Source organism: Pseudomonas sp. Pseusp16 (assembly GCF_047324915.1).
In the GTDB taxonomy this organism is placed as follows: Bacteria; Pseudomonadota; Gammaproteobacteria; order Pseudomonadales; family Pseudomonadaceae; genus Aquipseudomonas; species Aquipseudomonas fluorescens_CD.
Window position 1 is genome coordinate 6,490,316 of the sequence record NZ_CP168522.1, and the last position, 24,257, is coordinate 6,514,572.

Genomic DNA, 24,257 nt, shown 5'->3' on the forward strand with positions numbered 1-24,257 from the left:
TCCTCGCCGGACGGTTTCAATCAACCGCCCGACGGGATGCCGGATCAGATATCCCAGATCAGGTTGACCGCAAAGTTGCGACCCGGCTGGGTCAGGCGGTCGAGGTTGGCCGGCTGGGTCACCGACGCTTCGCCGACGCTGTCAAAGCCGCGCACGTCATCCCACAGCCAGTATTTCTTGTCGGTCAGGTTGTAGACGCCGCCACTGACGGTCACGTCGTCGGTCACCTTGTAGAACGCGCTCAGGTCCAGAATGCCGAAACCCGGGGTCTTGAACTGGGTGCTGGTGCCGTCCGGGGTCTTGAAGGTGGTGCTGTCGACGCGGTCCTTCTTCTTCACCAGCGTCCAGCTGAGCAAGCCACCGTAGGTGTCCTGGTCGTAACCGAGGCCGAATACGCCGGTCAGCGGGTTGACGCTGTTGAGCGGTTCGCCCGAGTCGTCGTTGCGACCGTAGGCATAAGCCACCGAGCCCCGGGTGTAGAGGCCTTGCGGCGCGCCGAAAGCGTCGAGGTTCAGGCGTCCCTTGACCTCGGCGCCCTTGATGGTGGCGTGTTTGATGTTGTTGCTTTGGAAGGTGGTCTCGGTGTAGCCCGGAGTGATGGCGTTCTCGTCAATGAAGTCGCGGTATTTGTTGTAGAACACGGCCACGTCAAACGAGCCCTGCTCGAAGTTGCCGCGCAAACCTGTCTCGTAGCTTTTGCTCTTTTCCGGTTCGAGGTCCGGGTTAGGCGCGACCCGATAGCCGCCGGCGAGGTTTTCGAAACGACCATACAAGGCCTTGGCGGTCGGGGTACGGAAGCCTTCGGCATATTGGCCGTACCAGGTGTAGTGGTCGTTGAAGCTGTAGGTGGTACCGAATTTTGGCGACAGACGATGCCAGGTCTTGGTCTCGTCGCTCACCACGCCGTTGCCGCTTTGGTCAGCGGTGGCCAGGAACTCTTCGGTGATGTGCGGCTTGAGCTCGGTGTAGTCGTAGCGAGCACCTGGCACAAAGGTCCAGTTGCCCCAGCTGATCAGATCCTGGGCGAACAGGCTGTAGCTGTTGACGGTCGGGTCCGGGAAATCACTGGCGGGTGTCAGTGTGTCGGTGGCGCTAGGGGCGCCGATGACCCGGCAGGATCCGGCCACGGTCAGGCAGGTGCCGGTACCGGTACGCAGGCCGGTGATTTTGTCCTGCTTGATGGTGGTGCCATAGGTGACGAGGTGGTCGGTGTCGGCGATGGCAAACGACTTGTCAGCCTGGGCATCGAATACCCATTGGCGGTCCTTGTAGGTGGTATCGCGGTTACGCAGCACGGTCCTTGACGGTGGCGCGTAGATTTCCTCGGTGCTCTGGTCGGTCTTGGCAATCTGGTAGTTCAGTGTCCACTTGATGTTGTCGGCCAGGGCGCTGTCCAGACCGAAGCTGTGTTCCAGGCCAAAGCGTTCGCGGGTGATCGTGTCGTTGCCGGTACGGGACTTGTAGTAGCCGAAACCGCGTCCGGCATTGAACGGACCGCCCACGGCGCTCAATTGGTTGGTATCGCGGTCGTTCTTGTAATGCTCGTAGGTCAGGCCCAAACGTGCGTCGTCGGCGTAATCCCAGCCCAGTTTGGCCAGCACGTTGGTGGTGCGCGCATCCTCGGGGTTGGCTTCAGTGCGATTCAGGCCAGTGCCGCCGGTTTCTCCAAAGGAGTCGGTTTCATGACCGTTGCGCTGACTGAGATGCAACAGGCCATCGAACTCACCGGTTCGGCCGGCGACGGTGCCGGAAGTCAGCCAGCTGTCGTCGGCGGAGTTGTAGCCGGTTTTCAGGCGTGCGCCGACATCCTTGCCCGGTTTGATGATGTCGTCCGGGTCCAGCGTGTAATAGCTGACCGCACCGCCAATGGCATTGCTGCCGTACAAGACAGAGGCCGGGCCCCGGAGGATTTCCACTCGCTTGACGATTTCCGGGTCGACATAGTTGCGGTTGGTCTGGGCATACGGGCCGTTGAAGAAACCGTCGGGCACCTGCACGCCATCGATCTGGGTCAGCACGCGGTCGCCATCGATGCCGCGAATGTTGTAGCCCGTGATGCCTGCGCGTTGGCCTGCGCCGCCGACCGAAACACCGGGTTCGTAACGCACCAGTTCCTTGATGGTATTGACGTTGTTACGGTCCAGGTCTTCGCGGGTGTAGACAGAGACCGTGCTCGGCACGCTGTTCACATCCTGTTCGTTTCGGGTGGCGCTGATGGTCACCTGTTGCAGGTTGAGCGTACTGCTGGCGCTGCGCTTTTCCAGGACGATGCTGTTGCTGCCCAGTTTGCGATAGCTCAGGTTGGTCCCCACCAACAGCCGATCCAGGGCTTTCTCCGGCGACAGCGAACCACGGACGCCAGGCGAGGCCACACCTTGCGCCAGCTCCGACGACACGCCGACCTGCCAGCCCGTCACGGCGGTAAAGGCATTGAGTGCCGACACCAGGGATTGCTGGGGAATGGCGAACGGGTAGTCGCCCATTTTGCGAGCCGGCTGCTCGGTGGCGGTGGCTGCCATGAGCGGTGCGGCACCGGCCATCAGGATGGCAGCGGTCAGCAGCGACAGCACGCGGGAGGGTGAAGAGGCAGGGCGGGTAAGGCGAAGGGACATCGATAGCGCTCCGTGTCGCACGAATCTTTATAGGTGCTGATCGGCATGGTGAGATGCGAATCAATTGCATTGGCTATAACGAGACGTACGGGATTCGGCTATCGAGTAAAAATAATTCTCATTCAGTTCAATATGACCAGCGCCGGGAATTCCTGGAGGCGGGCCGAGGTGATGTGGGCCAGGGAGCGAACCACGTCCAGGGGCTGATCGAGGCGATAGTTGCCGGTCACGGCGACATCGGCCAGTTGTTCGTTGTTGTTGATGATCCAGCCCGGGTAGTAGCGGCGAAGTTCTGCCAGCACCTGGTTCAACGGGCAGTTTTCAAACACCAGTCGCCCCTGGACCCACGCCAGGTCGGTGGCGGCATCCAGCCTGGCAGGGCGGTCGAAGCCGTTGGGGCCGATGCGAATGCTTTCCCCGGCGGACAGGCGCACCCGCGCATCGTCACGGGTGGCTCGCAAGTCGACATCCCCGCGTTGCACCCGCACTTGCGCCACACCGTCGAGGTAGCGCACGGCAAACGCGGTATCGCGAACGCTGGCCGTGACCGGGCCGGCGTCGATTTCCAGTGGTTGGCCGCGACTGGCCTGCACTTCGAAAAACGCTTCGCCCTGATACAGGCGGGCAACACGTTGCTGGTCGTTGATGGTGCTTGAGAAGGCCGAATTGGTATTGAGCAAGACCCTGGAGCCATCCTCCAGTTGCAGGCGCTGGCGCTCGCCGACCACGGTCAGGTGATCGGCCTGCAGGCGCATCGGCAAGTTGCTGAAATTGCACAGGCCGAGTAGCAGCACCGCAGCAGTGGCCAGTGGTCTCCAGTGCGGACGCAAGCGGGCGAGAACGGTGACTTTCGCGGGCCGCGCGGCCAGGCTTTGCGCGCATTGCGCCACTTGCGGACCGTCCCAGATCGCCTGTGCCTTGGTGAACGCCTGGGCATTCAACGGATCGGCCTCAAGCCATGCCTGGAATTGGCGGGTCTGCTCCTCGTCGGGACTGCCGAGCACGATCAACCAGTCCAGGGCCTGGTCCATCGCGCTTGCGGGATCCTGCGCCGGCGAAGGCTCAGGGGAGCGGTGGTTGTCCGTCACGGTGTGTCCTCGGCAGGGGCTTGTGAAGAGCAGTTTCAAGCTACAAGCGACAAGCTGCAAGCTCGGTTCGGAGTTTGTCTTACCGCTTATGGCTTGCCGCTGCTGTCATTGCGTTCTGCAACACCGATGCAGATCGACATGATCAACTTGAGTTCTTTCTGCACGGTACTGAGGGACACGTTCAGCTCGTCGGCGATTTCCTGGTAGCTGTGCCCGTGCAGGCGGCTGAGGATGAAAATCCGCTGTTGGCGGTCGCTGAGTTCACTGAGGCTCACGTTCAGGCGCTCCAGCAATTGTTCGGCATGGGCGGCGTCTTCGGCGCTGCTGGCGGGGGCGGCGACGCTGTGCATCACCTCCTGCGGCACGTCGTCGACCATGGTGCGCGAATGGATGCGCCGCGCGCGCAAATGGTCCAGCGCCAGGTTGCGCGCCGTCTGGAAGACAAAGGGCTCAAGATGATCGATGGCCCGTTCGCTCAAGGCGCGGGTCACCCGCAGGTAGGTTTCCTGCAGGAGGTCTTCAGCGGTGCTGTGATTGTTGACCATCCGCTCCAGCGTGCGCAGCAGGGAGGTGCGCTGGGTGAGGAAAACGTGGTTGAAGCGCGACTGACTCACGGGAGAACCTGATCCATTTCGAGTTAATGATAATGCTTATCATCCGCTCGAATGGTCAAGTACTGATTTATCAAGGTTTAGGCACGACCCTGCAAATAGCTCGCGTAATCGGGTATTCGATGAGTGTGCGCCTGATCCATCAGCGGGCTGCTGAGCAGGTAGTCGGCGCTGCATTCGTTGCAGGCCACCGGGATGTTCCAGACTGCCGCGACCCGCAGCAACGCCTTGATATCCGGGTCGTGGGGCTGGGGTTCGAACGGGTCCCAGAAAAACACCAGCATATCGACCCGCTGCTCGGCGATTTGCGCACCGAGCTGTTGGTCGCCACCCAGTGGTCCGCTGATCATGCTTTGCACCGGCAGGTCGAGGCGTTGTTGCAACAGCAACCCCGTGGTGCCGGTGGCGACCAGATCATGTTGGGCCAGCTTGTCCTTTTGCCGTTCGGCCCAGTCCAGCAAGAACACCTTGCAATGGTCATGGGCGACCAGGGCGATACGCTTGCGCGCCGCCAGGGTCTTTTGCGTAAAGCTGATGCCGATCATCGGTGGTTGCTCCAGTAATGACACGTACCCTGTAGGAGCGAGCTTGCTCGCGATGGTCGTTAACGATGACAAGGGTTGCCTGAATGAACGCGGGGCCCTTACATCCATCGCGAGCAAGCTCGCTCCTACAAGAAGGGAGGGGCGTGCTGCTTACTCGGCGTTGCACAGCGCCAGGCAGTTATCGAGCATGCGGTTGGAGAAGCCCCACTCGTTGTCATACCACGCCAATACCTTGAGCAACTTGCCGCTGGATTTGGTGTGGTTGGCGTCGAAGATCGACGACAGCGGGTTGTGGTTGAAGTCGCTGGAGACCAGCGGCAGGGTGTTGTAGCCAAGGATCTTCGAGTGCTGGCTGGCTTCTTTCATCAGCGCATTGACCTCATCGGCCGACGCTTCGCGCTTGAGCTGCACCGTCAGGTCCACCAGCGACACGTTGATCACCGGTACGCGCACCGACATGCCGGTCAATTTGCCCGCCAGTTCCGGCAGCACCAGGCCGACGGCTTCGGCGGCACCGGTCTTGCTCGGGATCATGTTCTGGGTGGCCGAACGGGCGCGGTACGGATCGACGTGATAGACGTCGGTCAGGTGCTGGTCGTTGGTGTAGGCGTGAATGGTGGTCATCAAGCCATTTTCGATGCCCAGTTCGCGATGCAGCACCTGGGCCACTGGGGCCAGGCAGTTGGTGGTACACGACGCGTTGGAAATGATCTGGTGCGACTGGCGCAGAATATCGTGGTTCACCCCGTAGACGACGGTGGCGTCGGCGCCTTTGGCCGGTGCAGAGATAATGACTTTGCGCGCACCCGCCGTAATATGCGCGGCGGCTTTGGCCCGGTCGGTGAACAGACCGGTGCATTCGAATACCACATCAATCTTTTCCGCGGCCCAGGGCAGGTCGGCCGGGTTGCGGATGGCGCTGACCGAGATGCGGTCGCCGTTGACCGTCAGGCTCTCCTGGTCGTGCTGGACATCGGCATCGAATGTGCCGTGAACGGTGTCGTACTTGAGTAGATGAGCATTGATCGCGCTGTCGCCCAAATCGTTGATGGCGACAATCTGCAGATCCTGACGATAGCCCTGGGTATAGAGTGCACGCAGGACGTTACGGCCGATGCGGCCAAAACCATTGATTGCGATTCGAAGAGTCATATTGCGGCGCTACCGTCGTTTTGTTGTTGGAATTACAAGATTATTCGCAAAAAAATAGAAAACAAGCCTTTTTAATGGCAATATTTTGTTCAATCTACAACGAGTGACCTGAATCAACTGGTCCGAATGGTCAATTAAACCGTCCGTCATCCCATCGACACCGGCCTTTGATCAGCATAGACAATCAGGTCGCCACATCCGTTAGCCTGGAGTTCTACACATGCATCCCCGCGTCCTTGAGGTCACCGAACGGCTTATCGCCCGCAGCCGCGCCACGCGTGAGGCTTACCTTGCATTGATCCGCGGTGCGGCCAGCGACGGTCCGATGCGCGGCAAGCTGCAATGCGCCAACTTCGCCCATGGCGTGGCCGGTTGCGGCAGCGAAGACAAGAACAGCCTGCGGATGATGAACTCCGCGAACATCGCGATAGTTTCGTCATATAACGACATGCTCTCGGCGCACCAGCCGTACGAAGTCTTTCCGGAGATGATCAAAAAGGCCCTGCGCGAGATCGGCTCCGTCGGTCAGTTCGCCGGTGGCACGCCGGCCATGTGCGATGGCGTGACCCAGGGCGAGCCGGGCATGGAACTGAGCCTGCCGAGTCGCGAAGTGATCGCGTTGTCCACTGCCGTGGCGCTGTCCCACAACATGTTCGACGGCGCGCTGCTGCTCGGCATCTGCGACAAGATCGTGCCGGGCCTGATGATGGGCGCGCTGCGCTTCGGCCATCTGCCGATGATCTTCGTGCCGGGCGGGCCGATGGTGTCGGGTATTTCCAACAAGCAGAAAGCCGATGTGCGCCAGAAATACGCCGAAGGCAAGGCCACCCGCGAAGAGCTGCTGGAATCGGAGATGAAGTCCTACCACAGCCCTGGCACCTGCACCTTCTACGGCACCGCCAACACCAACCAGTTGCTGATGGAAGTCATGGGTCTGCACCTGCCGGGCGCATCCTTCGTCAACCCGAACACGCCGTTGCGCGATGCCTTGACCCGCGAAGCCGCGCACCAGGTCACGCGTCTGACCAAACAGAACGGCGACTTCATGCCGATCGGCGAAATCGTCGACGAGCGTTCGCTGGTCAACTCCATCGTGGCGCTGCACGCCACGGGCGGCTCGACCAACCACACCTTGCACATGCCGGCCATCGCCATGGCGGCGGGCATTCAATTGACCTGGCAGGACATGGCCGACCTCTCCGAAGTCGTGCCGACCCTGAGCCACGTCTACCCGAACGGCAAAGCCGACATCAACCACTTCCAGGCCGCGGGCGGCATGTCGTTCCTGATCCGTGAACTGCTGGAAGCCGGGTTGCTCCACGAAAACGTCAACACCGTGATGGGCCACGGCCTGAGCCGCTACACCCAGGAGCCGTTCCTCGACAACGGCAAGCTGGTGTGGCGCGAAGGCGTGACCGACAGCCTCGATGAAAGCATCCTGCGTCCGGTTGCCCGCGCATTTTCGCCGGAAGGTGGCCTGCGGGTGATGGAAGGCAACCTGGGTCGCGGTGTGATGAAAGTCTCCGCCGTCGCCGTGGAAAACCAGATCGTCGAAGCGCCAGCCATGGTGTTCCAGGATCAGCAGGACCTGGCCGATGCATTCAAGGCCGGTTTGCTGGAAAAGGATTTTGTCGCGGTGATGCGCTTCCAGGGCCCTCGCTCCAACGGCATGCCGGAGCTGCACAAGATGACGCCGTTCCTCGGTGTATTGCAGGACCGCGGTTTCAAGGTGGCGCTGGTGACCGACGGACGCATGTCCGGCGCGTCGGGGAAAATTCCGGCGGCCATTCATGTCAGCCCCGAAGCCTATGTAGGTGGCGCTTTGGCGCGGGTGCAAGAGGGCGATATCATCCGCGTCGATGGCGTCAAAGGCACCCTGGAGCTTAAGGTGGACGCCGAAGAATTCGCAGCGCGCACGCCGGCCAAGGGCCTGTTGGGCAACAACATCGGCACCGGTCGCGAACTGTTTGGTTTCATGCGCATGGCCTTCAGCTCGGCGGAGCAGGGCGCCAGCGCCTTCACTTCTGCCCTGGAGACGCTTAATTGAAACTGGCTTTGGTCGGTGACATCGGTGGGACCAACGCACGTTTCGCGTTGTGGAAAAACCAGCAACTGGAATCGGTCCAGGTGCTGGCAACGGCAGATTTCCCCAGCCCTGAAGAGGCCATCAGCCTCTACCTGGATGGCCTGGGGCTGGCACCGGGGGCGATCGGTTCAGTGTGTCTGTCGGTGGCCGGTCCCGTCAGCGGCGACGAATTCAAATTCACCAACAATCACTGGCGCCTGAGCCGCAAGGGCTTTTGCCAGACCTTGCAGGTCGAGCAACTGTTGCTGGTCAACGACTTCTCGGCCATGGCCCTGGGCATGACCCGTTTGCAGCCCGGTGAATTCCGCGTGGTCTGCGAGGGCACGCCGGAGCCGCTGCGCCCGGCGGTGGTGATTGGCCCGGGCACCGGCCTGGGCGTCGGCACCTTGCTCGATTTGGGCGAGGGCCGGTTCGCCGCGTTGCCGGGGGAGGGCGGTCACGTCGACCTGCCATTGAGCAGCCCGCGTGAAACCCGACTCTGGCAGCACATCTTCAACGAGATCGGCCACGTCAGCGCTGAAACCGCATTGAGCGGCGGCGGCTTGCCGCGCGTCTACCGGGCGATCTGCGCGGTGGACGGGCATACGCCGGTGCTCGACACGCCGGAAGCCATCACCGCTGCCGGACTGGCGGGCGACCCGATTGCCGTGGAAGTGCTTGAACAGTTCTGCTGCTGGCTTGGTCGCGTGGCCGGCAACAACGTGCTGACCACTGGTGGACGCGCTGGTGTGTACATCGTTGGCGGGGTGATTCCACGCTTTGCCGATTTCTTCCTCCAGAGCGGTTTCGCCCGGTGCTTCGCCGACAAGGGTTGCATGAGCGACTACTTCAAAGGGATTCCGGTGTGGCTGGTGACGGCGCCGTATTCCGGTTTGATGGGTGCCGGAGTGGCACTGGAGCAATCCATCCCGGCTTGAAACCCGATTACCTGTAGGAGCGAGCTTGCTCGCGATGGACGTCAACGATAACGCGTGCTTTCTGAATGCACGCGGTGCCTTCAAGTCCATCGCGAGCAGGCTCGCTCCTACATTTTTTCTGTGGTGTTTGTAAGTTGAGTGCTTAAGGCATAATCCGCCCAATTCCAACAACAAGGACGCCTTCCCGTGAGCTCAGTCAACAAGTCGATTTTGTTGGTCGATGACGATCAAGAGATACGCGAGTTGCTGGACACCTACCTGACCCGCGCCGGTTTCCAGGTGCGTACCACGCCCGACGGCGCCGGTTTTCGCCAGGCGTTGAACGAGGCGCCGAGTGATCTGGTGATCCTTGATGTGATGCTGCCCGACGAAGACGGCTTCAGCCTGTGCCGCTGGATTCGCCAGCATCCACGCCAGGCGCAGGTGCCGATCATCATGCTCACCGCCAGTTCCGACGAGGCCGACCGCGTCATCGGCCTGGAGCTGGGCGCCGACGATTATCTGGGCAAGCCGTTCAGCCCACGGGAATTGCAGGCACGGATCAAGGCCTTGCTGCGCCGCGCGCAGTTCGGTCAGGAACGTAACGGTGGCGAGGTGCTGGCCTTCGATGACTGGCGTCTGGACATGGTCAGCCATCGGTTGTTTCACATCGATGGCGAAGAGGTGATCCTTTCGGGCGCCGACTTCGCACTGCTGAAACTGTTCCTCGATCACCCGCAGGAAATCCTCGATCGCGACACCATCGGCAACGCCACCCGTGGCCGCGACCTGATGCCCCTCGATCGCATCGTCGACATGGCGGTCAGTCGCTTGCGCCAGCGTCTGCGCGACACCGAAAAACCACCACGGCTGATCCGCACCGTGCGCGGCAGTGGCTACCAATTGGCAGCCAATGTGGTTGCCAGCAATGGCCACTAAGCTGTTTCGCAAGCTCGCGGCCAAGGTACCGATGCCGCGTTCGTTGCTCGGGCGGATGCTGCTGTTGACCTTGCTGGCCGTGTTGTTCGCCCAGACATTGTCGAGCGTGATCTGGGTGTCGCAACTGCGCGCCACGCAGCTCGAGGGCCTGGTCACCAGTGCCCGCAGCCTGGCTCATTCGATGACGGCCAGTGTCAGTTATTTCCGTTCGTTACCGGTGGCGTTTCGGCCCCTGGTGCTCGATCAGTTGCGCAGCATGGGTGGCACCCGGTTCGTGGTGACGCTCAACGACAAGCCACTGGGCATGGAAGTGCTGCCCATCACCCCGCGCAAAGAGGCGGTGCTCAAAGCGGTGGACGAGGTGCTGCGCCAGTCCCTCGGCCAGGACGCGGACATCTCGGTGACCTTCGTCAGCCCGGAAGACCTGCGCATCTTCAATGGCGGCCTGAAGCTCGATGAGTTGCCACGTTCCTGGGCGCACTATGCGCTGACCCTGGAACCGGTGAACCCGCCGGTGCTGGTCACGCAGATCCAGATGGCACCGGGCGAATGGCTGTACATCGCCTCGCTGTTGCCCGAGCCCTACACCAGTCTTGAAGAACAGGGCCTGCCGGCACAGCAGGTGTGGTTCATCGTCCTGACCAGCGGCTTTTTGCTGTTGTTCATCGGCCTGCTGGTGCACTGGCAGAGTCGTCCGCTCAAGCGTCTGGCGCGGGCGGCGCGGGACTTGTCGCTGGGTGCCGATGTCGAGCCGGTGGCCGAAGGTGGTGGCAGCGAAGTGGTGGAAGTCGGCCGTGCCTTCAACACCATGCGCGAGCGCATCAGCCGTTACCTGACCGAGCGCAGTCAGTTGTTCAGCGCGATTTCCCACGACCTGCGCACACCGATTACCCGCTTGCGACTGCGGGTCGAATTGCTCGAAGACGAAACACTGCAAACCAAGTTCGGTCGCGACCTGGACGAGCTGGAGCTGCTGGTCAAGGGCGCACTGCAATGCGTGAAAGACACCGACATCCACGAGAACATCGAGCCGGTGGATCTCAACCATGTGCTCGACTGCCTGGTGGAACCGTATCTGGCACCGAACGGTAACGGCCGCGTGACCCAGCAGGGGCGGGCGCTGGCGGCGTATCCGGGGAAACCGCTGGCGCTCAAGCGTTGCATCGGCAACCTGATCGACAACGCGTTGAAGTACGGGCAGAACGCGCATCTGTACATCGATGACGATGACAGCGCGTTCATCCTGCATGTCGATGATGAAGGGCCGGGCGTGCCGGAGCAGCGGCTGGAGCAGGTGTTCGAACCGCACTTCCGCCTGGCCGGGCAGCAGCAGGGCTATGGATTGGGGCTGGGGATTGCCCGCAACATTGCCCATAGCCATGGTGGTGAGGTGAGTTTGCAGAACTTGCGTGAGGGTGGGTTAAGGGTGACTTTGCAGTTACCCCGGAGCGTTGATTAGCGATACCGCGTTATCGTTCTTCGCGAGCAAGCCCGCTCCCACATTTGACCGAGTTCATCCAGATGGAATGCGATCAAGTGTGGGAGCGGGCTTGCTCGCGAAGGCGTTAGAAGATTCAACACATCCCTCAAGGTAAATGTCACAGCTCGGTGACATAACCCACCCCCTTCGTTACAAGCCCGCCTTCGTCCGTTGTTTATGCTGCCCAGCAGTCATAACAACAAAAAAGGTACGTCATGGACACCTTCCAACCTGCCTTCAGCAGTTGGCTGAATGCACCTGCCCATCAGCAATGGCTCGCTGCCGAAGGCTTGCGCCTGCTGGCGTTTGCCAAGGCTTCGAGGCTCCCTGAAGGCTTTGGCAATCTCGATGAAAAGGGCTGCCTCGCGGCCGACGCAAAAGCGCAAACCATGAACACCGCGCGCATGACCCACAGCTTTGCCATGGCCCACATACAGGGTTTGCCGGGGTTCGCCGAGCTGGTGGATCACGGTGTCGCCGCACTGCGCGGGCCACTGCGTGATGCGCTTCACGGCGGCTGGTTCGCGACCGCCGAACACCGCGACGGCAACACCGGCAAGAACGCCTACCTGCATGCCTTCGTCGCGCTGGCCGCGAGTTCCGCTGTAGTCGCACAGCGCCCCGGTGCGCAAGCCTTGCTCGATGATGCCGTCGACATCATCGACACGTACTTCTGGAGCGAAGAAGAGGGCGCCATGCGCGAATCCTTCAATCGCGACTGGAGCGAGGAGGAGACCTACCGAGGCGCCAACAGCAACATGCACGCCACCGAGGCCTTCCTCGCCCTGGCCGATGTCACTGATGACAATCGCTGGCTGAGCCGTGCCCAGCGTATCGTCGAGCGAGTGATCCATGGCCACGCCGCCGCCAACGATTACCTGGTGATCGAGCATTTCGACCGTGCCTGGCAACCACTGCGCGATTACAACCGCGACAATCCAGCCGACGGCTTCCGCCCCTACGGCACCACCCCGGGTCATGGTTTCGAGTGGGCGCGGCTGTTGCTGCACCTCGAAGCTTCGCGGGTGAGAGCGGGGATGCTCACGCCGGGCTGGCTGCTCACCGACGCGCAAAAACTCTTCGAGCACAACTGCCGTCATGGCTGGGACGTCGATGGTGCGCCGGGGATTGTCTACACCCTGGACTGGGACAACAAAGCGGTGGTCCGCCATCGCCTGCACTGGACCCATTGCGAAGCCAGTGCTGCCGCCAGTGCACTGCTCAAACGCACCGGTGATGAGCAGTACGAACACTGGTACCGACTGTTCTGGGAATTCTGTGACAGTCATTTCATCGACCGCGAAGGCGGCAGCTGGCATCACGAGCTCGACCCGCTGAACCGCCCGAGTGCCGATATCTGGCCCGGCAAGCCGGACCTTTACCACGCCTGGCAGGCCGTGCTGATTCCGCGCCTGGCGCTGGCGCCAAGCATGGCCACGGCGCTGGCGCAGTTGTCCCAGAGCGGTTCTATGTAACCATGCGGTGACATTCGCGCATCCCTTCGTTACCTGCGAGGGGATATCCCCTGTTTAGAATCTTATGCAGCGCAAGCAACAGACTTGCATGCATAACAACAAGAAAGGTGCTCCTAGATGAATGCGATTTCTCGCCTCGCTACTGTCATTTCTCTCGCTTCCCTGTCTGCGCTCCCCCTCAGTGTCCTCGCTGCCGAATCCAAAGGTTCCGTTGAAGTCGTTCACTGGTGGACTTCCGGTGGTGAAAAGGCAGCGGTCGATGTCCTGAAGGCTCAAGTCGAAAAAGACGGCTTCACCTGGAAGGACGGCGCAGTCGCCGGTGGTGGCGGCTCCACGGCCATGACCGTACTCAAAAGTCGCGCCGTAGCCGGCAACCCGCCGGGCGTTGCCCAGATCAAAGGCCCGGACATCCAGGAGTGGGGCAGCACCGGCCTGCTCAGCACCGACGCGCTGAAAGACGTTTCCAAGTCGGAAAACTGGGATGGCCTGCTGTCGAAGAAAGTCTCCGACACCGTGAAGTACGAAGGTGACTACGTCGCCGTGCCGGTGAACATCCACCGCGTCAACTGGCTGTGGATCAACCCGGAAGTGTTCAAGAAAGCCGGGATCGAAAAAGCCCCGACTACCCTCGAAGAATTCTATGCCGCCGGCGACAAGCTCAAGGCCGCAGGTTTCATCGCGCTTGCCCACGGCGGTCAGCCTTGGCAGGACAGCACCGTGTTTGAAGACGTGGTGCTCTCGGTCATGGGCGCCGACGGTTACAAGAAAGCCCTGGTCGACCTGGACCAGAAAACCCTGTCCGGCCCGGAGATGACCAAGTCGTTCGCCGAGCTGAAAAAGATCACCGGCTACATGGACCCGAACCGCGCCGGTCGTGACTGGAACATCGCCGCCGCCGACGTCATCAATGGCAAGGCCGGCATGCAGATGATGGGCGACTGGGCGAAAAGCGAGTGGACCGCCGCGAAGAAAATCGCCGGCAAGGACTACCAGTGCGTAGCGTTCCCTGGCACCGAAAAAGCCTTCACCTACAACATCGACTCGATGGCGGTGTTCAAGCTCAAGGCTGATCGCAAGGGTGACATCGCTGCCCAGCAAGACCTGGCCAAGGTCGCATTGGGTACCGACTTCCAGAAAGTCTTCAGCATGAACAAGGGTTCGATCCCGGTGCGTAACGACATGCTGAATGAAATGGACAAGCTCGGCTTCGACGAGTGTGCCCAGAAGTCGGCGAAGGACTTCATCGCGGACGACAAGACCGGCGGCCTGCAACCGAGCATGGCGCACAACATGGCCACCTCCCTGGCCGTGCAGGGTGCGATCTTCGACGTGGTCACCAACTTCATGAACGACAAGAACGCTGACCCGGCCAAGGCCAGCGCCCAACTGGCCTCGGCTGTCAAAGCGGCCCAGTAACTCCGGACACAGCCCATCCCAATGTGGGAGCGGGCTTGCTCGCGAATACGGACTGACATTCAACATGGATGTCGATTGACACACCGCATTCGCGAGCAAGCCCGCTCCCACAGGGGATCAGCGTGTCGATTCATTTCTCTAAACCTGGATTATCCCGATGAGCTCTGTGGCGGTTTTCAGCAAAGCCTCACCGTTCGATGCGCTGCAACGCTGGCTACCCAAGTTGGTACTCGCGCCGAGCATGCTGATCGTGTTGGTTGGCTTCTACGGTTACATCATCTGGACGTTCATTCTGTCCTTCACCAACTCCAGCTTCATGCCGAGCTACAAGTGGGTCGGCCTGCAGCAATACATGCGTCTGATGGACAACGACCGCTGGTGGGTCGCGAGCAAGAACCTCGCGGTGTTCGGCGGCATGTTCATCGGCATCAGCCTGGTGCTGGGCGTGTTCCTCGCCGTGCTGCTGGACCAGCGCATTCGCAAGGAAGGCTTCATCCGCACCATCTATCTGTACCCGATGGCGCTGTCGATGATCGTCACCGGTACGGCGTGGAAATGGCTGCTCAACCCGGGCCTGGGCCTGGACAAAATGCTGCGTGACTGGGGCTGGGAAGGCTTCCGCCTCGACTGGCTGGTGGATCAGGATCGCGTGGTCTACTGCCTGGTGATCGCCGCCGTGTGGCAAGCCTCCGGGTTTGTCATGGCGATGTTCCTCGCCGGCCTGCGCGGTGTCGATCAGTCGATCATCCGTGCTGCGCAAGTTGATGGTGCGAGCCTGCCGACCATCTACCTGAAGATCGTTTTGCCGAGCCTGCGTCCGGTGTTCTTCAGTGCCTTCATGATCCTCGCGCACATCGCGATCAAGAGCTTCGACCTGGTCGCGGCGATGACCGCGGGCGGTCCGGGCTACTCGTCCGACCTGCCGGCAATGTTCATGTATTCCTTCACCTTCAGCCGTGGCCAGATGGGCATCGGTTCGGCCAGCGCCATGCTGATGCTCGGCGCCGTGCTGACCATCCTCGTGCCGTACCTGTACTCCGAGCTGCGAGGCAAACGCCATGACTAATCAAATCGGAAAACCAGGCATCAGCTTCAGCCGCATTGCGATCTACGCCACCTTGTTGCTGGCGGCGGCGGTGTACCTGATCCCGCTGGTGGTGATGCTGCTGACCAGCTTCAAGTCCCCTGAAGACATCCGCACCGGCAACCTGCTGAGCTGGCCGGCCGTGATTGACGGCATCGGCTGGATCAAGGCCTGGGACGTGGTCGGCGGCTACTTCTGGAACTCGGTGAAGATCACCGTGCCTGCGGTGCTGATCTCCACCTTCGTCGGGGCCATGAACGGCTACGTGCTGTCGATGTGGCGCTTCCGTGGCTCGCAGTTGTTCTTCGGCCTGTTGCTGTTCGGCTGCTTCCTGCCGTTCCAGACCGTGCTGCTGCCGGCTTCGTTCACCCTCGGCAAGTTCGGCCTGGCCAACACCACCTCGGGCCTGGTGCTGGTCCACGTGGTCTACGGCCTGGCGTTCACCACGCTGTTCTTCCGCAACTACTACGTGAGCATTCCGGATGCGCTGGTCAAGGCCGCGCGGCTCGATGGCGCAGGCTTCTTCACGATCTTCTGGAAGATCCTGCTGCCGATGTCGATCCCGATCGTGATGGTCTGCCTGATCTGGCAGTTCACCCAGATCTGGAACGACTTCCTGTTCGGCGTGGTTTTCGCCAGTGGCGATGCCCAGCCAATTACCGTGGCCCTGAACAACCTGGTCAACACCAGCACCGGGGTCAAGGAATACAACGTTGATATGGCCGCCGCGATGATCGCCGGGCTGCCGACACTGCTGGTCTACATATTCGCTGGCAAGTATTTCCTGCGTGGGCTGACGTCCGGCGCGGTCAAGGGGTAGAAACATGGCAACTCTCGAATTACGCAACGTCAACAAGACCTACGGCGCCGGTTTGCCGGACACCCTGAAAAACATCGAACTGAAGATCGATGACGGGGAATTCCTGATCCTGGTCGGCCCCTCGGGCTGCGGCAAATCGACCTTGATGAACTGCATCGCCGGCCTGGAAACCATCAGCGGCGGCGCGATCCTGGTGGACGACGCCGACATCAGCGGCATGAGCCCCAAGGATCGCGACATCGCCATGGTGTTCCAGTCCTACGCGCTGTACCCGACCATGAGCGTGCGCGACAACATCGCCTTCGGCCTGAAGATCCGCAAAATGCCGACTGCGGAAATCGACGAAGAAGTCGCTCGGGTTTCCAAGCTGCTGCAAATCGAACACCTGCTCAACCGCAAACCCGGCCAACTCTCCGGTGGTCAGCAACAGCGTGTGGCGATGGGCCGTGCCCTGGCGCGGCGGCCGAAGATTTACCTGTTCGACGAACCGCTGTCCAACCTCGACGCCAAGCTGCGGGTCGAGATGCGTACCGAAATGAAGCTGATGCACCAGCGCTTGAAGACCACCACGGTCTACGTGACCCACGACCAGATCGAGGCCATGACCCTGGGTGACAAGGTTGCGGTGATGAAGGACGGCATCATCCAGCAGTTCGGCACGCCGAAGGACATCTACAACAATCCGGCCAACCTGTTCGTGGCGAGCTTCATCGGTTCGCCGCCGATGAACTTCATCCCGCTGCGCTTGCAGCGCAAGGATGGTCGTCTGCTGGCGCTGCTCGACAGCGGCCAGGCCCGTTGCGAGTTGCCGCTGGGCATGCAGGACGCCGGTCTTGAAGATCGCGAAGTGATCCTCGGCATGCGCCCTGAGCAGATCGTTCTGGCCAACGGCGAAGCGAACGGATTGCCGACCATTCGTGCCGAAGTCCAGGTCACCGAACCGACCGGTCCCGACACCTTGGTCTTCGTCAACCTCAACGACACCAAGGTCTGCTGCCGCATGGCGCCAGACGTGGCGCCGGCGGTTGGCGAGACGCTGAACCTGCAGTTCGACCCGGCGAAAGTGCTGCTGTTCGATGCCAAGAGCGGGGAGCGGCTGGGGGTTGCCGGCGTGCCGAAAGCCGAGACTCACGCTGACAACGTAGCGCAATTCAAAGGCCGCTGAAGATCACGGCTGTAGGAGCGAGCTTGCTCGCGATGGAGTGTCAGTTGACACCGATGTAGCTGATACACCATCGCGAGCGAGCTCGCTCCTACAGGGGGGGGGATATGTGGCGGGTGGAGACATCCGTCGCAACTGATGTAACCGCGTTATAGAAGAAAAGTTAATAACAATAAAACGAGGATGTAGGGATGAAAATGAAGAACAAGGCCCGGTTGATCTGCCAAGTGTCAGCAGCGGCAGCACTGGTTCTGGCCGGCAATGCGATGGCCGCTGAAGCGTTCAGCTCCGACTCCAAATGGATGACGGGCGATTGGGGTGGCGAGCGAACCAAACTGATCGAGCAGGGCATCGACATCAAGATGGATTACGTCGGTGAAGTCGGCGCCAACCTGCATGGCGGTTTCAACGATGACAAGACCGCGCGCTACGCCGACCAGTTCGGCCTGGGGGCAGCGCTGGACCTGGAAAAACTGCTGGGCTGGGACAACACCCAGGCCAAGATCCAGCTCACCAACCGTAACGGTGAGAACATCTCCAACGACCGTATCGGCGACCCGCGTGCCGGCACCCTGAGTTCCTCCCAGGAAGTCTTCGGGCGTGGCCATATGGTGCGTCTGACCCAGTTGTGGATCCAGCATCAGTTCTTCGACAACAAACTGGACGTCAAGGCCGGTTACTTCGGCGAAGGTGAAGACTTCAACACCTTCCCGTGCGAATTCCAGAACCTGGCGTTCTGCGGATCCCAGGTGGGTAACTGGGCCACCAACATCTGGTACAACTGGCCGGTGATGCAGGCGGCGATCCGCGTGAAGTACAACATCAATGACGAGCTCTACGCCCAGATCGGCGCGTACAACCAGAACACCTCGCAACTGGAGCACGGTAACGGCTTCAAGCTCAGCGGCAGTGGTACCAATGGCACCGTCCTGCCGGTCGAGCTGGTCTGGTCGCCGAAGGTCAACAACCTGCCTGGCGAATACCGTGTCGGTTACTACAAAAGTACCTCCGATGCCGCCGACGTTCGCGAAGACGACAACGGTCAGGACGCAGCGACCACCGGCAACCCTTTGCGCGTCCACGATAGCAAGCACGGCTACTGGTTCGTCGCGCAGCAGCAACTCACCAGCCACAACGGCGACGCTTCTCGCGGTCTGAACATCGCGGCCAACGCCACTTTCCACGACAAGGACACCAACTTCATCGACAACTACCAGTCGCTGATGTTTGTGTACAAGGGCCCGTTCGATGCGCGCCCGAAGGATGACGTGGGCATCGGTTTCGCCCGTATCCATGTCAACGATGACGTGAAGAAAAACGCCGAACTGACCAACGCGGCCAACGGTGTTTCGGACTTCGACAATCCGCTGTTCTCGCCTATTCGTGAAACCGAATACAACTACGAGATCAACTACGGCTTCCACGTGACCAACTGGCTGACCGTACGTCCCAACCTGCAATACGTCACGCACCCGGGTGGTGTGGATGAAGTCGACAACGCGCTGGTGGCCGGCCTGAAAATTCAGTCGGTGTTCTAACGCTGTTGCGATAAGCTCTCCTCAATGTGCGCATTTTTGCGGACAGCCCTGGCTGTCCGCTTTTTTTTGCGGGCCGCGCACCCCGGTGACAGATGATTTTCAGGACCGTGGCACATGCTTGAGCATCCGCTACAACGCTTCTTCAAATCCTTGCGCGAGCGTCCGGTGTTCGCGTGGGAGCGCTATCAGATGCGCGACGTGCTGGTGATCGATCATCCGCTGTGTCAGGCGGTGTTCAGCCGTCAGGGCGCGCAGTTGCTGCACTTCCAGCCACAGGGCCAGAAACCCTGGCTGTGGTGCGCGGCGAAGTGGCCGCAGGTCGGTGCCATTCGCGGCGGCGTGCCGGTGTGTTGGCCGTGGTATGGCCGGCATCCGAGCGAAAACGCCTGGCCGTCCCATGGCTGGGCGCGGTTGCTCGACTGGAAGCTGCTCGACAGCAACAGTGACGACGATGGCGTGCGGTTGCACTGGCAACTGAAGTTGTGCGACTGGCAGGTGGATCTGCACGCGCATCTGGGCGAACGCATGGAATTGCGCCTGAGTACCGAGCATCAGGACGACATGCCGTGCCAGTTGAGCCAGGCTTTGCACGCTTACTGGCGTATTGGCGATGTCAGTGAGATAGCGCTGTCTGGGCTGGAGGGTGCTCAGGGTTATGACCAGTTGAGCCGACAGGTCTGTCAGCAGGAAGGCGAGTTGCGCGTGGACGGCGGTTGTCAGCGAGTGTTCCAGCATGATGGCGAATTGCAGCTCAACGACCATGCCTGGCAGCGGGCGCTGTGCATCGACACTGGCGAAACGGCCGACACAGTGGTTTGGCATCCCGGTTCACGGCCGTTGCTCGGCGTGACCTGGAACGAGATATCCGAATTCGTTTGCGTAGAGGCCGCAAGCGGCGGTACCGACAGCTTGTGCCTGAAACCTGGGGAGCGGGCGCATTTGAGTTTACAGGCGTGGGTGGGGGCTTGATTCTGCGGTGTTGCTGCTGGCCCCTTCGCGAGCAAGCCCGCTCCCACATTCGACCACATTCCAACTGAAGGAACCTGGTCACCTGTGGGAGCGGGCTTGCTCGCGAAGGCGCCCTTTCAAGCAGTAAAGATTCAGGATCGGTCAGTTGAACTCATCACCCACCGGATACCGGCTGGCATTCAGGCTCTCCTTGATCTTGCGCAAGTGCGGCTGGAAGTCCACGCCCCGGCGCAAGGTCATGCCGGTGGCGAGCACGTCCAGCACGGTGAGCTGGATGATCCGCGACGTCATCGGCATGTAGATGTCGGTGTCCTCCGGCAGCGGAATGTTCAGGCTCAGGGTGCTGGCCTTGGCCAGCGGCGAGTTCTCGGCGGTCAGGCCCAGCACTGAAGCGCCGTTTTCCCGGGCGATGCGCGCGACTTCCACCAGTTCGCGGGTGCGACCGGTGTAGGAAATGATCACGAACAACTCGCCGGTGTGGGCCACCGAGGCAATCATGCGCTGCATCAGCACGTCGGCGTGGGCCGTGACGGCGAGATTGAAGCGGAAGAACTTGTGCTGTGCATCCAGGGCCACCGGAGCCGAGGCGCCGAGGCCGAAGAAGTGGATTTGCCGGGCCTGGATCAACAGGTCGACGGCGCGGCTGATCAGGTTCGGGTCCAGTGCCTGGCAAGCGCTGTCCAGCGAGGCAATGGCGCTGCCGAAGATCTTCTGGGTATAGGCTTCAGGATTGTCGTCGGCTTCCACTGCACGGCTGACGTACGCGGCGCCACTGGCCAGGCTCTGGGCCAGTTGCAGTTTGAGCTCGGGGTAGCCGCTGACGCCGAACGAACGGCAGAAACGGTTGACCGTCGGTTCGCTGACCGAAGCCGCCTGGGCGAGGGCAGCGATGCTGAACCGGGTGGCCTGCTGCGGGTTGAGCAGGATCACCTCGGCGACTTTGCGCTCGGCCTTGTTCAGCTCTTCAAGGCGATTCTGGATTTGTTCCAGTAAATTTCGCACGCGGTCCATATGGGATTCCTTGATTCACCGGCACCGATAAGCGCGCGGCTAATGCAAAAAGGGCCTTTGGTGAGGCCCGTAACGGTGGCCTATCCTACTGATGGCTCCGACCGACCACCACTCGGAATCTGTATTTTGCGAAAATGTTGTGGTTATTACTACATTTTCCCTTGAGTGATGCCTTGAAAAAAGGTATTTGTAGCTTAACTTGATAAAAGAACAAACATCATGCTCTCGATTACGGTTGAACCGTGCACCTTTGCCTTGTTCGGCGCCTTGGGCGATCTGGCCTTGCGCAAGCTGTTTCCTGCCCTCTATCAACTCGACGGCGCCGGCCTGCTGCACGAGGACACGCGTATTATCGCGCTGGCCCGTGAGCCAGGCAGCGAACAGGAACACCTGGCGTTCATTGCTTCCGAGCTGCGCCGCTATGTCGGTGCCAAAGAGCTGGACGACGCCGTGGTCGAGCGTTTTCTGGCGCGCCTGAGCTACTTGCACGTCGACTTCCTCAAAACCGAAGATTATGTGGCCCTGGCCGAAGTCGCCGGCACCGCGCAGCGAGTCATCGCTTATTTTGCGACCCCGGCCGCCGTATACGGCGCGATTTGCGAAAACCTGGCCAAGGTCGGCCTGGCGCAAAACACCCGTGTGGTGCTGGAAAAACCCATCGGTTCGGACCTGGAATCCTCGCGCAAGGTCAACGACGCCGTGGCGCAATTCTTCCCGGAGAACCGCACCTACCGCATCGACCACTACCTGGGCAAAGAGACCGTCCAGAACCTGATCGCCCTGCGTTTCGCCAACAGCCTGTTCGAAACCCAGTGGAACCAGAACTACATTTCCCACGTGGAAATCACCGTGGCCGAGAAGGTCGGTATCGAAGGCCGCTGGGGTTACTTCGACAAGGCCGGCCAGCTGCGCGACATGATCCAGAACCACCTGCTGCAACTGCTCTGCCTGATCGCCATGGACCCACCGGCCGACCTGTCCGCCGACAGCATCCGTGACGAGAAGGTCAAGGTGCTCAAGGCCCTGGCGCCGATCAGCCCGGAAGGCCTGACCACTCAAGTGGTGCGCGGCCAGTACATCGCCGGCTACAGCGAAGGCAAGGCGGTACCGGGGTACCTGGAAGAACCCAATTCCAACACCCAGAGCGACACCGAAACCTTCGTCGCCCTGCGTGCCGACATCCGTAACTGGCGCTGGGCCGGCGTGCCGTTTTACCTGCGTACCGGCAAGCGCATGCCGCAGAAGCTGTCGCAGATCGTCATCCACTTCAAGGAACCGTCGCACTACATCTTCGCTCCCGAGCAGCGCCTGCAAATCAGCAACAAGCTGATTATCCGCCTGCAACCGGACGAAGGCATTTCCTTGCGCGTGATGACCAAGGATCAAGGCCTGGATAAAGGCATGCAGCTGCGCAGCGGTCCGTTGCAGCTGAATTTTTCCGACACCTGGAGCAGCGCACGGATTCCCGATGCCTACGAGCGGTTGTTGCTGGAAGTGATGCGCGGCAATCAGAACCTGTTTGTCCGTAAAGATGAAATCGAAGCCGCGTGGAAGTGGTGTGACCAGTTGATCGCCGGGTGGAAAAAGTCCGGCGATGCGCCCAAGCCGTACGCGGCAGGGTCCTGGGGGCCGATGAGCTCCATTGCACTGATCACGCGGGACGGGAGGTCATGGTATGGCGATATCTGATTTGAAACTGCCGCAGGGCGTCAGCGCCCATGCGTTCAAGAGCCCGGTGCTGCTGGCCGAAAGCCTGGCGCTGAATGTGGCCAAGCAACTGAGCGATGCAATCGACGCCCAGGGTACAGCGACGCTGGTGGTGTCCGGTGGCCGCAGCCCGGTGGCGTTTTTCCAGCACCTGGCCAGGCAGGCGCTGGACTGGTCCAACGTGGTGGTCAGCCTGGCTGACGAGCGTTGGGTGCCGGTGGAGCACGCCGACAGTAACGCTGGCCTGCTCAAGAAATATCTCTTGCAAGGCCCGGCGGCCAAGGCGCAGTTCCTGAGCCTGTACAGCGCCAGTGCCAACCTCGAGCAGGCAGCCGAGCAGGCCGACCGTTTGTTGTCCGAGTTGCCGGTGATCGACGTGCTGATCCTCGGCATGGGCGATGACGGCCACACCGCGTCGCTGTTCCCCAACAGCCCGAACCTTGACGAGGCCTTGAAAGTCGACGGTACACGTCGTTGCTGGCCGATGCTGGCGCCGACCGTGCCGCGTCAGCGCCTGACCATGAGTCGCGCGCTGCTGGCTTCGGCCAAACACAAGATTCTGTCGATTTCCGGTCAGTCCAAGCTGACCACCTTGAGTTTCGCGCTGGCCGGTGACGATGTCGCCGAAATGCCGGTGCGCGCATTTCTGCAACCCACGTTAGAGATTTACTGGTGCCCATGAGCCAAGGAACAGCCGCTATGACAAACCCATCCCCGACCGTTTCCATGGCGGACAAAGTTGCCCTGATCGACAGCCTCTGCGCGAAGGCGCGGATTCTGCCGGTGATCACCATCGCCCGCGAGCAGGACGTTCTGCCGTTGGCCGACGCGCTCGCGGCCGGCGGCCTGACGGCCCTGGAAGTGACCCTGCGTTCGCAATTCGGCCTCAAGGCCATCCAGATTCTGCGCGAGCAGCGTCCTGAGCTGGTGACCGGTGCCGGCACCGTGCTCGATCGCCAGATGCTGGCTGCCGCCGAAGCGGCGGGCTCGCAATTCATCGTCACGCCGGGCATCACCCGCGACTTGCTGGAAGCCAGCGTCGCCAGCCCGATTCCACTGTTGCCAGGCATCAGCAATGCCTCGGGCATCATGGAAGGCTACGCTCTGGGTTACCGCCGATTCAAGTTGTTCCCGGCCGAAGTCAGCGGCGGCGTCGCGGCCATAAAGGCTTTGGGCGGCCCGTTCGGCGAAGTGAAATTCTGCCCGACCGGCGGCGTCGGCCCGGCCAATATCAAGAGCTACATGGCGTTGAAAAACGTCATGTGCGTGGGCGGTAGCTGGATGCTTGATCCGGAGTGGATCAAGAACGGCGACTGGGCCCGCATTCAGGAATGCACCGCCGAGGCCTTGGCGCTGCTGGACTGATCGCTTCACCCGACACTCGTTGTGTGTTCTACGGCTTTACGGTGCGCTTGGTCGGTGCACCGTTTTTTTTTGCCCTTAATACCTGTAGGAGCGAGCTCGCTCGCGAAAAACCTCCAGGCACCGCTGGCTACCGGGTTCCCGCGTCATCGTTCACGACCATCGCGAGCAAGCTCGCTCCTACAGGCACCGCTGGCTTCCGGGTTCCCGGGTCATCATTCACGACCATCGCGAGCAAGCTCGCTCCTACAGGTACCGTTGGTCATCGGGTTCCCGCGTTATCGTTCACGCCCATCGCGAGCAG

General features: G+C 61.0%; 20 protein-coding genes. 14 read left to right on the forward strand and 6 right to left on the reverse strand.

The window, feature by feature from the left end; translation table 11 throughout:
- Window positions 1-44: 44 nt before the first annotated feature.
- The 5 genes from ACEN8Q_RS29475 to gap all read right to left on the reverse strand — a co-directional run bounded on the left by ACEN8Q_RS29475 (window position 45) and on the right by gap (window position 6,008).
- Window positions 45-2,612, reverse strand: coding sequence for a TonB-dependent receptor (locus tag ACEN8Q_RS29475; protein ID WP_413427418.1), 2,568 nt, complete (start codon window positions 2,610-2,612; stop codon window positions 45-47).
- A 122-nt stretch (window positions 2,613-2,734) separates the two neighbouring features.
- Window positions 2,735-3,700 (reverse strand): FecR family protein, encoded by a 966-nt coding sequence (locus ACEN8Q_RS29480; RefSeq protein ID WP_413427419.1) that lies wholly within the window; start codon window positions 3,698-3,700, stop codon window positions 2,735-2,737.
- Between the two features lie 86 nt (window positions 3,701-3,786).
- Window positions 3,787-4,314 (reverse strand): RNA polymerase sigma factor, encoded by a 528-nt coding sequence (locus ACEN8Q_RS29485; RefSeq protein WP_413427420.1) that lies wholly within the window; start codon window positions 4,312-4,314, stop codon window positions 3,787-3,789.
- A gap of 77 nt (window positions 4,315-4,391) precedes the next feature.
- On the reverse strand, window positions 4,392-4,856 hold the full coding sequence (locus ACEN8Q_RS29490; RefSeq protein ID WP_057398999.1) for a methylglyoxal synthase: 465 nt from the start codon (window positions 4,854-4,856) through the stop codon (window positions 4,392-4,394).
- Window positions 4,857-5,006: 150 nt separating this feature from the next.
- Window positions 5,007-6,008, reverse strand: a complete 1,002-nt coding sequence (gap, locus tag ACEN8Q_RS29495) for a type I glyceraldehyde-3-phosphate dehydrogenase (protein WP_413427421.1) — start codon at window positions 6,006-6,008, stop codon at window positions 5,007-5,009.
- Window positions 6,009-6,228: 220 nt separating this feature from the next.
- On the opposite strand from gap, the gene edd reads away from it, so the two are divergent.
- The 11 genes from edd to ACEN8Q_RS29550 all read left to right on the forward strand — a co-directional run bounded on the left by edd (window position 6,229) and on the right by ACEN8Q_RS29550 (window position 19,873).
- Window positions 6,229-8,055 carry a phosphogluconate dehydratase gene (gene edd, locus ACEN8Q_RS29500; RefSeq protein WP_413704105.1) on the forward strand — a complete coding sequence of 609 codons (1,827 nt, stop codon included), beginning with the start codon at window positions 6,229-6,231 and terminating at the stop codon, window positions 8,053-8,055.
- Window positions 8,052-9,011: a glucokinase gene (locus ACEN8Q_RS29505; protein ID WP_413427423.1), complete on the forward strand. Its 960-nt coding sequence runs from the start codon at window positions 8,052-8,054 to the stop codon at window positions 9,009-9,011. Before edd ends, ACEN8Q_RS29505 begins: the two co-directional genes overlap by 4 nt.
- Window positions 9,012-9,197: 186 nt before the next feature.
- Complete coding sequence (locus ACEN8Q_RS29510) at window positions 9,198-9,929, forward strand: response regulator (protein ID WP_007996002.1); 732 nt, start codon at window positions 9,198-9,200, stop codon at window positions 9,927-9,929.
- 31 nt (window positions 9,930-9,960) lie between these two features.
- Entirely contained in the window at window positions 9,961-11,388 is a 1,428-nt protein-coding gene (locus ACEN8Q_RS29515) for an ATP-binding protein (RefSeq protein ID WP_413427436.1), read from the forward strand.
- 236 nt (window positions 11,389-11,624) lie between these two features.
- Complete coding sequence (locus ACEN8Q_RS29520; RefSeq protein ID WP_413427424.1) at window positions 11,625-12,884, forward strand: AGE family epimerase/isomerase; 1,260 nt, start codon at window positions 11,625-11,627, stop codon at window positions 12,882-12,884.
- A 117-nt stretch (window positions 12,885-13,001) separates the two neighbouring features.
- Window positions 13,002-14,300 (forward strand): ABC transporter substrate-binding protein, encoded by a 1,299-nt coding sequence (locus ACEN8Q_RS29525; RefSeq protein WP_413427425.1) that lies wholly within the window; start codon window positions 13,002-13,004, stop codon window positions 14,298-14,300.
- 157 nt (window positions 14,301-14,457) lie between these two features.
- Window positions 14,458-15,366: a carbohydrate ABC transporter permease gene (locus ACEN8Q_RS29530; RefSeq protein WP_110661155.1), complete on the forward strand. Its 909-nt coding sequence runs from the start codon at window positions 14,458-14,460 to the stop codon at window positions 15,364-15,366.
- Entirely contained in the window at window positions 15,359-16,204 is an 846-nt protein-coding gene (locus ACEN8Q_RS29535) for a carbohydrate ABC transporter permease (protein ID WP_413427427.1), read from the forward strand. The genes ACEN8Q_RS29530 and ACEN8Q_RS29535 overlap by 8 nt, the downstream gene beginning before the upstream one ends.
- 4 nt (window positions 16,205-16,208) lie before the next feature.
- Window positions 16,209-17,369, forward strand: coding sequence for an ABC transporter ATP-binding protein (locus ACEN8Q_RS29540; RefSeq protein WP_413427428.1), 1,161 nt, complete (start codon window positions 16,209-16,211; stop codon window positions 17,367-17,369).
- Window positions 17,370-17,557: 188 nt separating this feature from the next.
- A complete protein-coding gene (locus ACEN8Q_RS29545) occupies window positions 17,558-18,904 on the forward strand; it encodes a carbohydrate porin (protein WP_413427429.1) in 1,347 nt (448 codons plus the stop codon).
- A gap of 114 nt (window positions 18,905-19,018) precedes the next feature.
- A complete protein-coding gene (locus ACEN8Q_RS29550; protein WP_413427430.1) occupies window positions 19,019-19,873 on the forward strand; it encodes a D-hexose-6-phosphate mutarotase in 855 nt (284 codons plus the stop codon).
- 141 nt (window positions 19,874-20,014) lie between these two features.
- Here ACEN8Q_RS29550 and ACEN8Q_RS29555 read toward each other — a convergent pair whose 3' ends face one another.
- Window positions 20,015-20,875, reverse strand: coding sequence for a MurR/RpiR family transcriptional regulator (locus ACEN8Q_RS29555; RefSeq protein WP_170948639.1), 861 nt, complete (start codon window positions 20,873-20,875; stop codon window positions 20,015-20,017).
- A 228-nt stretch (window positions 20,876-21,103) separates the two neighbouring features.
- On the opposite strand from ACEN8Q_RS29555, the gene zwf reads away from it, so the two are divergent.
- From zwf to ACEN8Q_RS29570, 3 genes are read left to right on the forward strand one after another with little or no spacing between them, the layout of a single operon-like run.
- A complete protein-coding gene (gene zwf / locus ACEN8Q_RS29560; protein WP_413427431.1) occupies window positions 21,104-22,573 on the forward strand; it encodes a glucose-6-phosphate dehydrogenase in 1,470 nt (489 codons plus the stop codon).
- Window positions 22,560-23,273: a 6-phosphogluconolactonase gene (pgl, locus tag ACEN8Q_RS29565; RefSeq protein ID WP_413427432.1), complete on the forward strand. Its 714-nt coding sequence runs from the start codon at window positions 22,560-22,562 to the stop codon at window positions 23,271-23,273. The genes zwf and pgl overlap by 14 nt, the downstream gene beginning before the upstream one ends.
- 17 nt (window positions 23,274-23,290) lie before the next feature.
- On the forward strand, window positions 23,291-23,956 hold the full coding sequence (locus tag ACEN8Q_RS29570) for a bifunctional 4-hydroxy-2-oxoglutarate aldolase/2-dehydro-3-deoxy-phosphogluconate aldolase (protein ID WP_008019264.1): 666 nt from the start codon (window positions 23,291-23,293) through the stop codon (window positions 23,954-23,956).
- The last annotated feature ends 301 nt before the right edge of the window (window positions 23,957-24,257 follow it).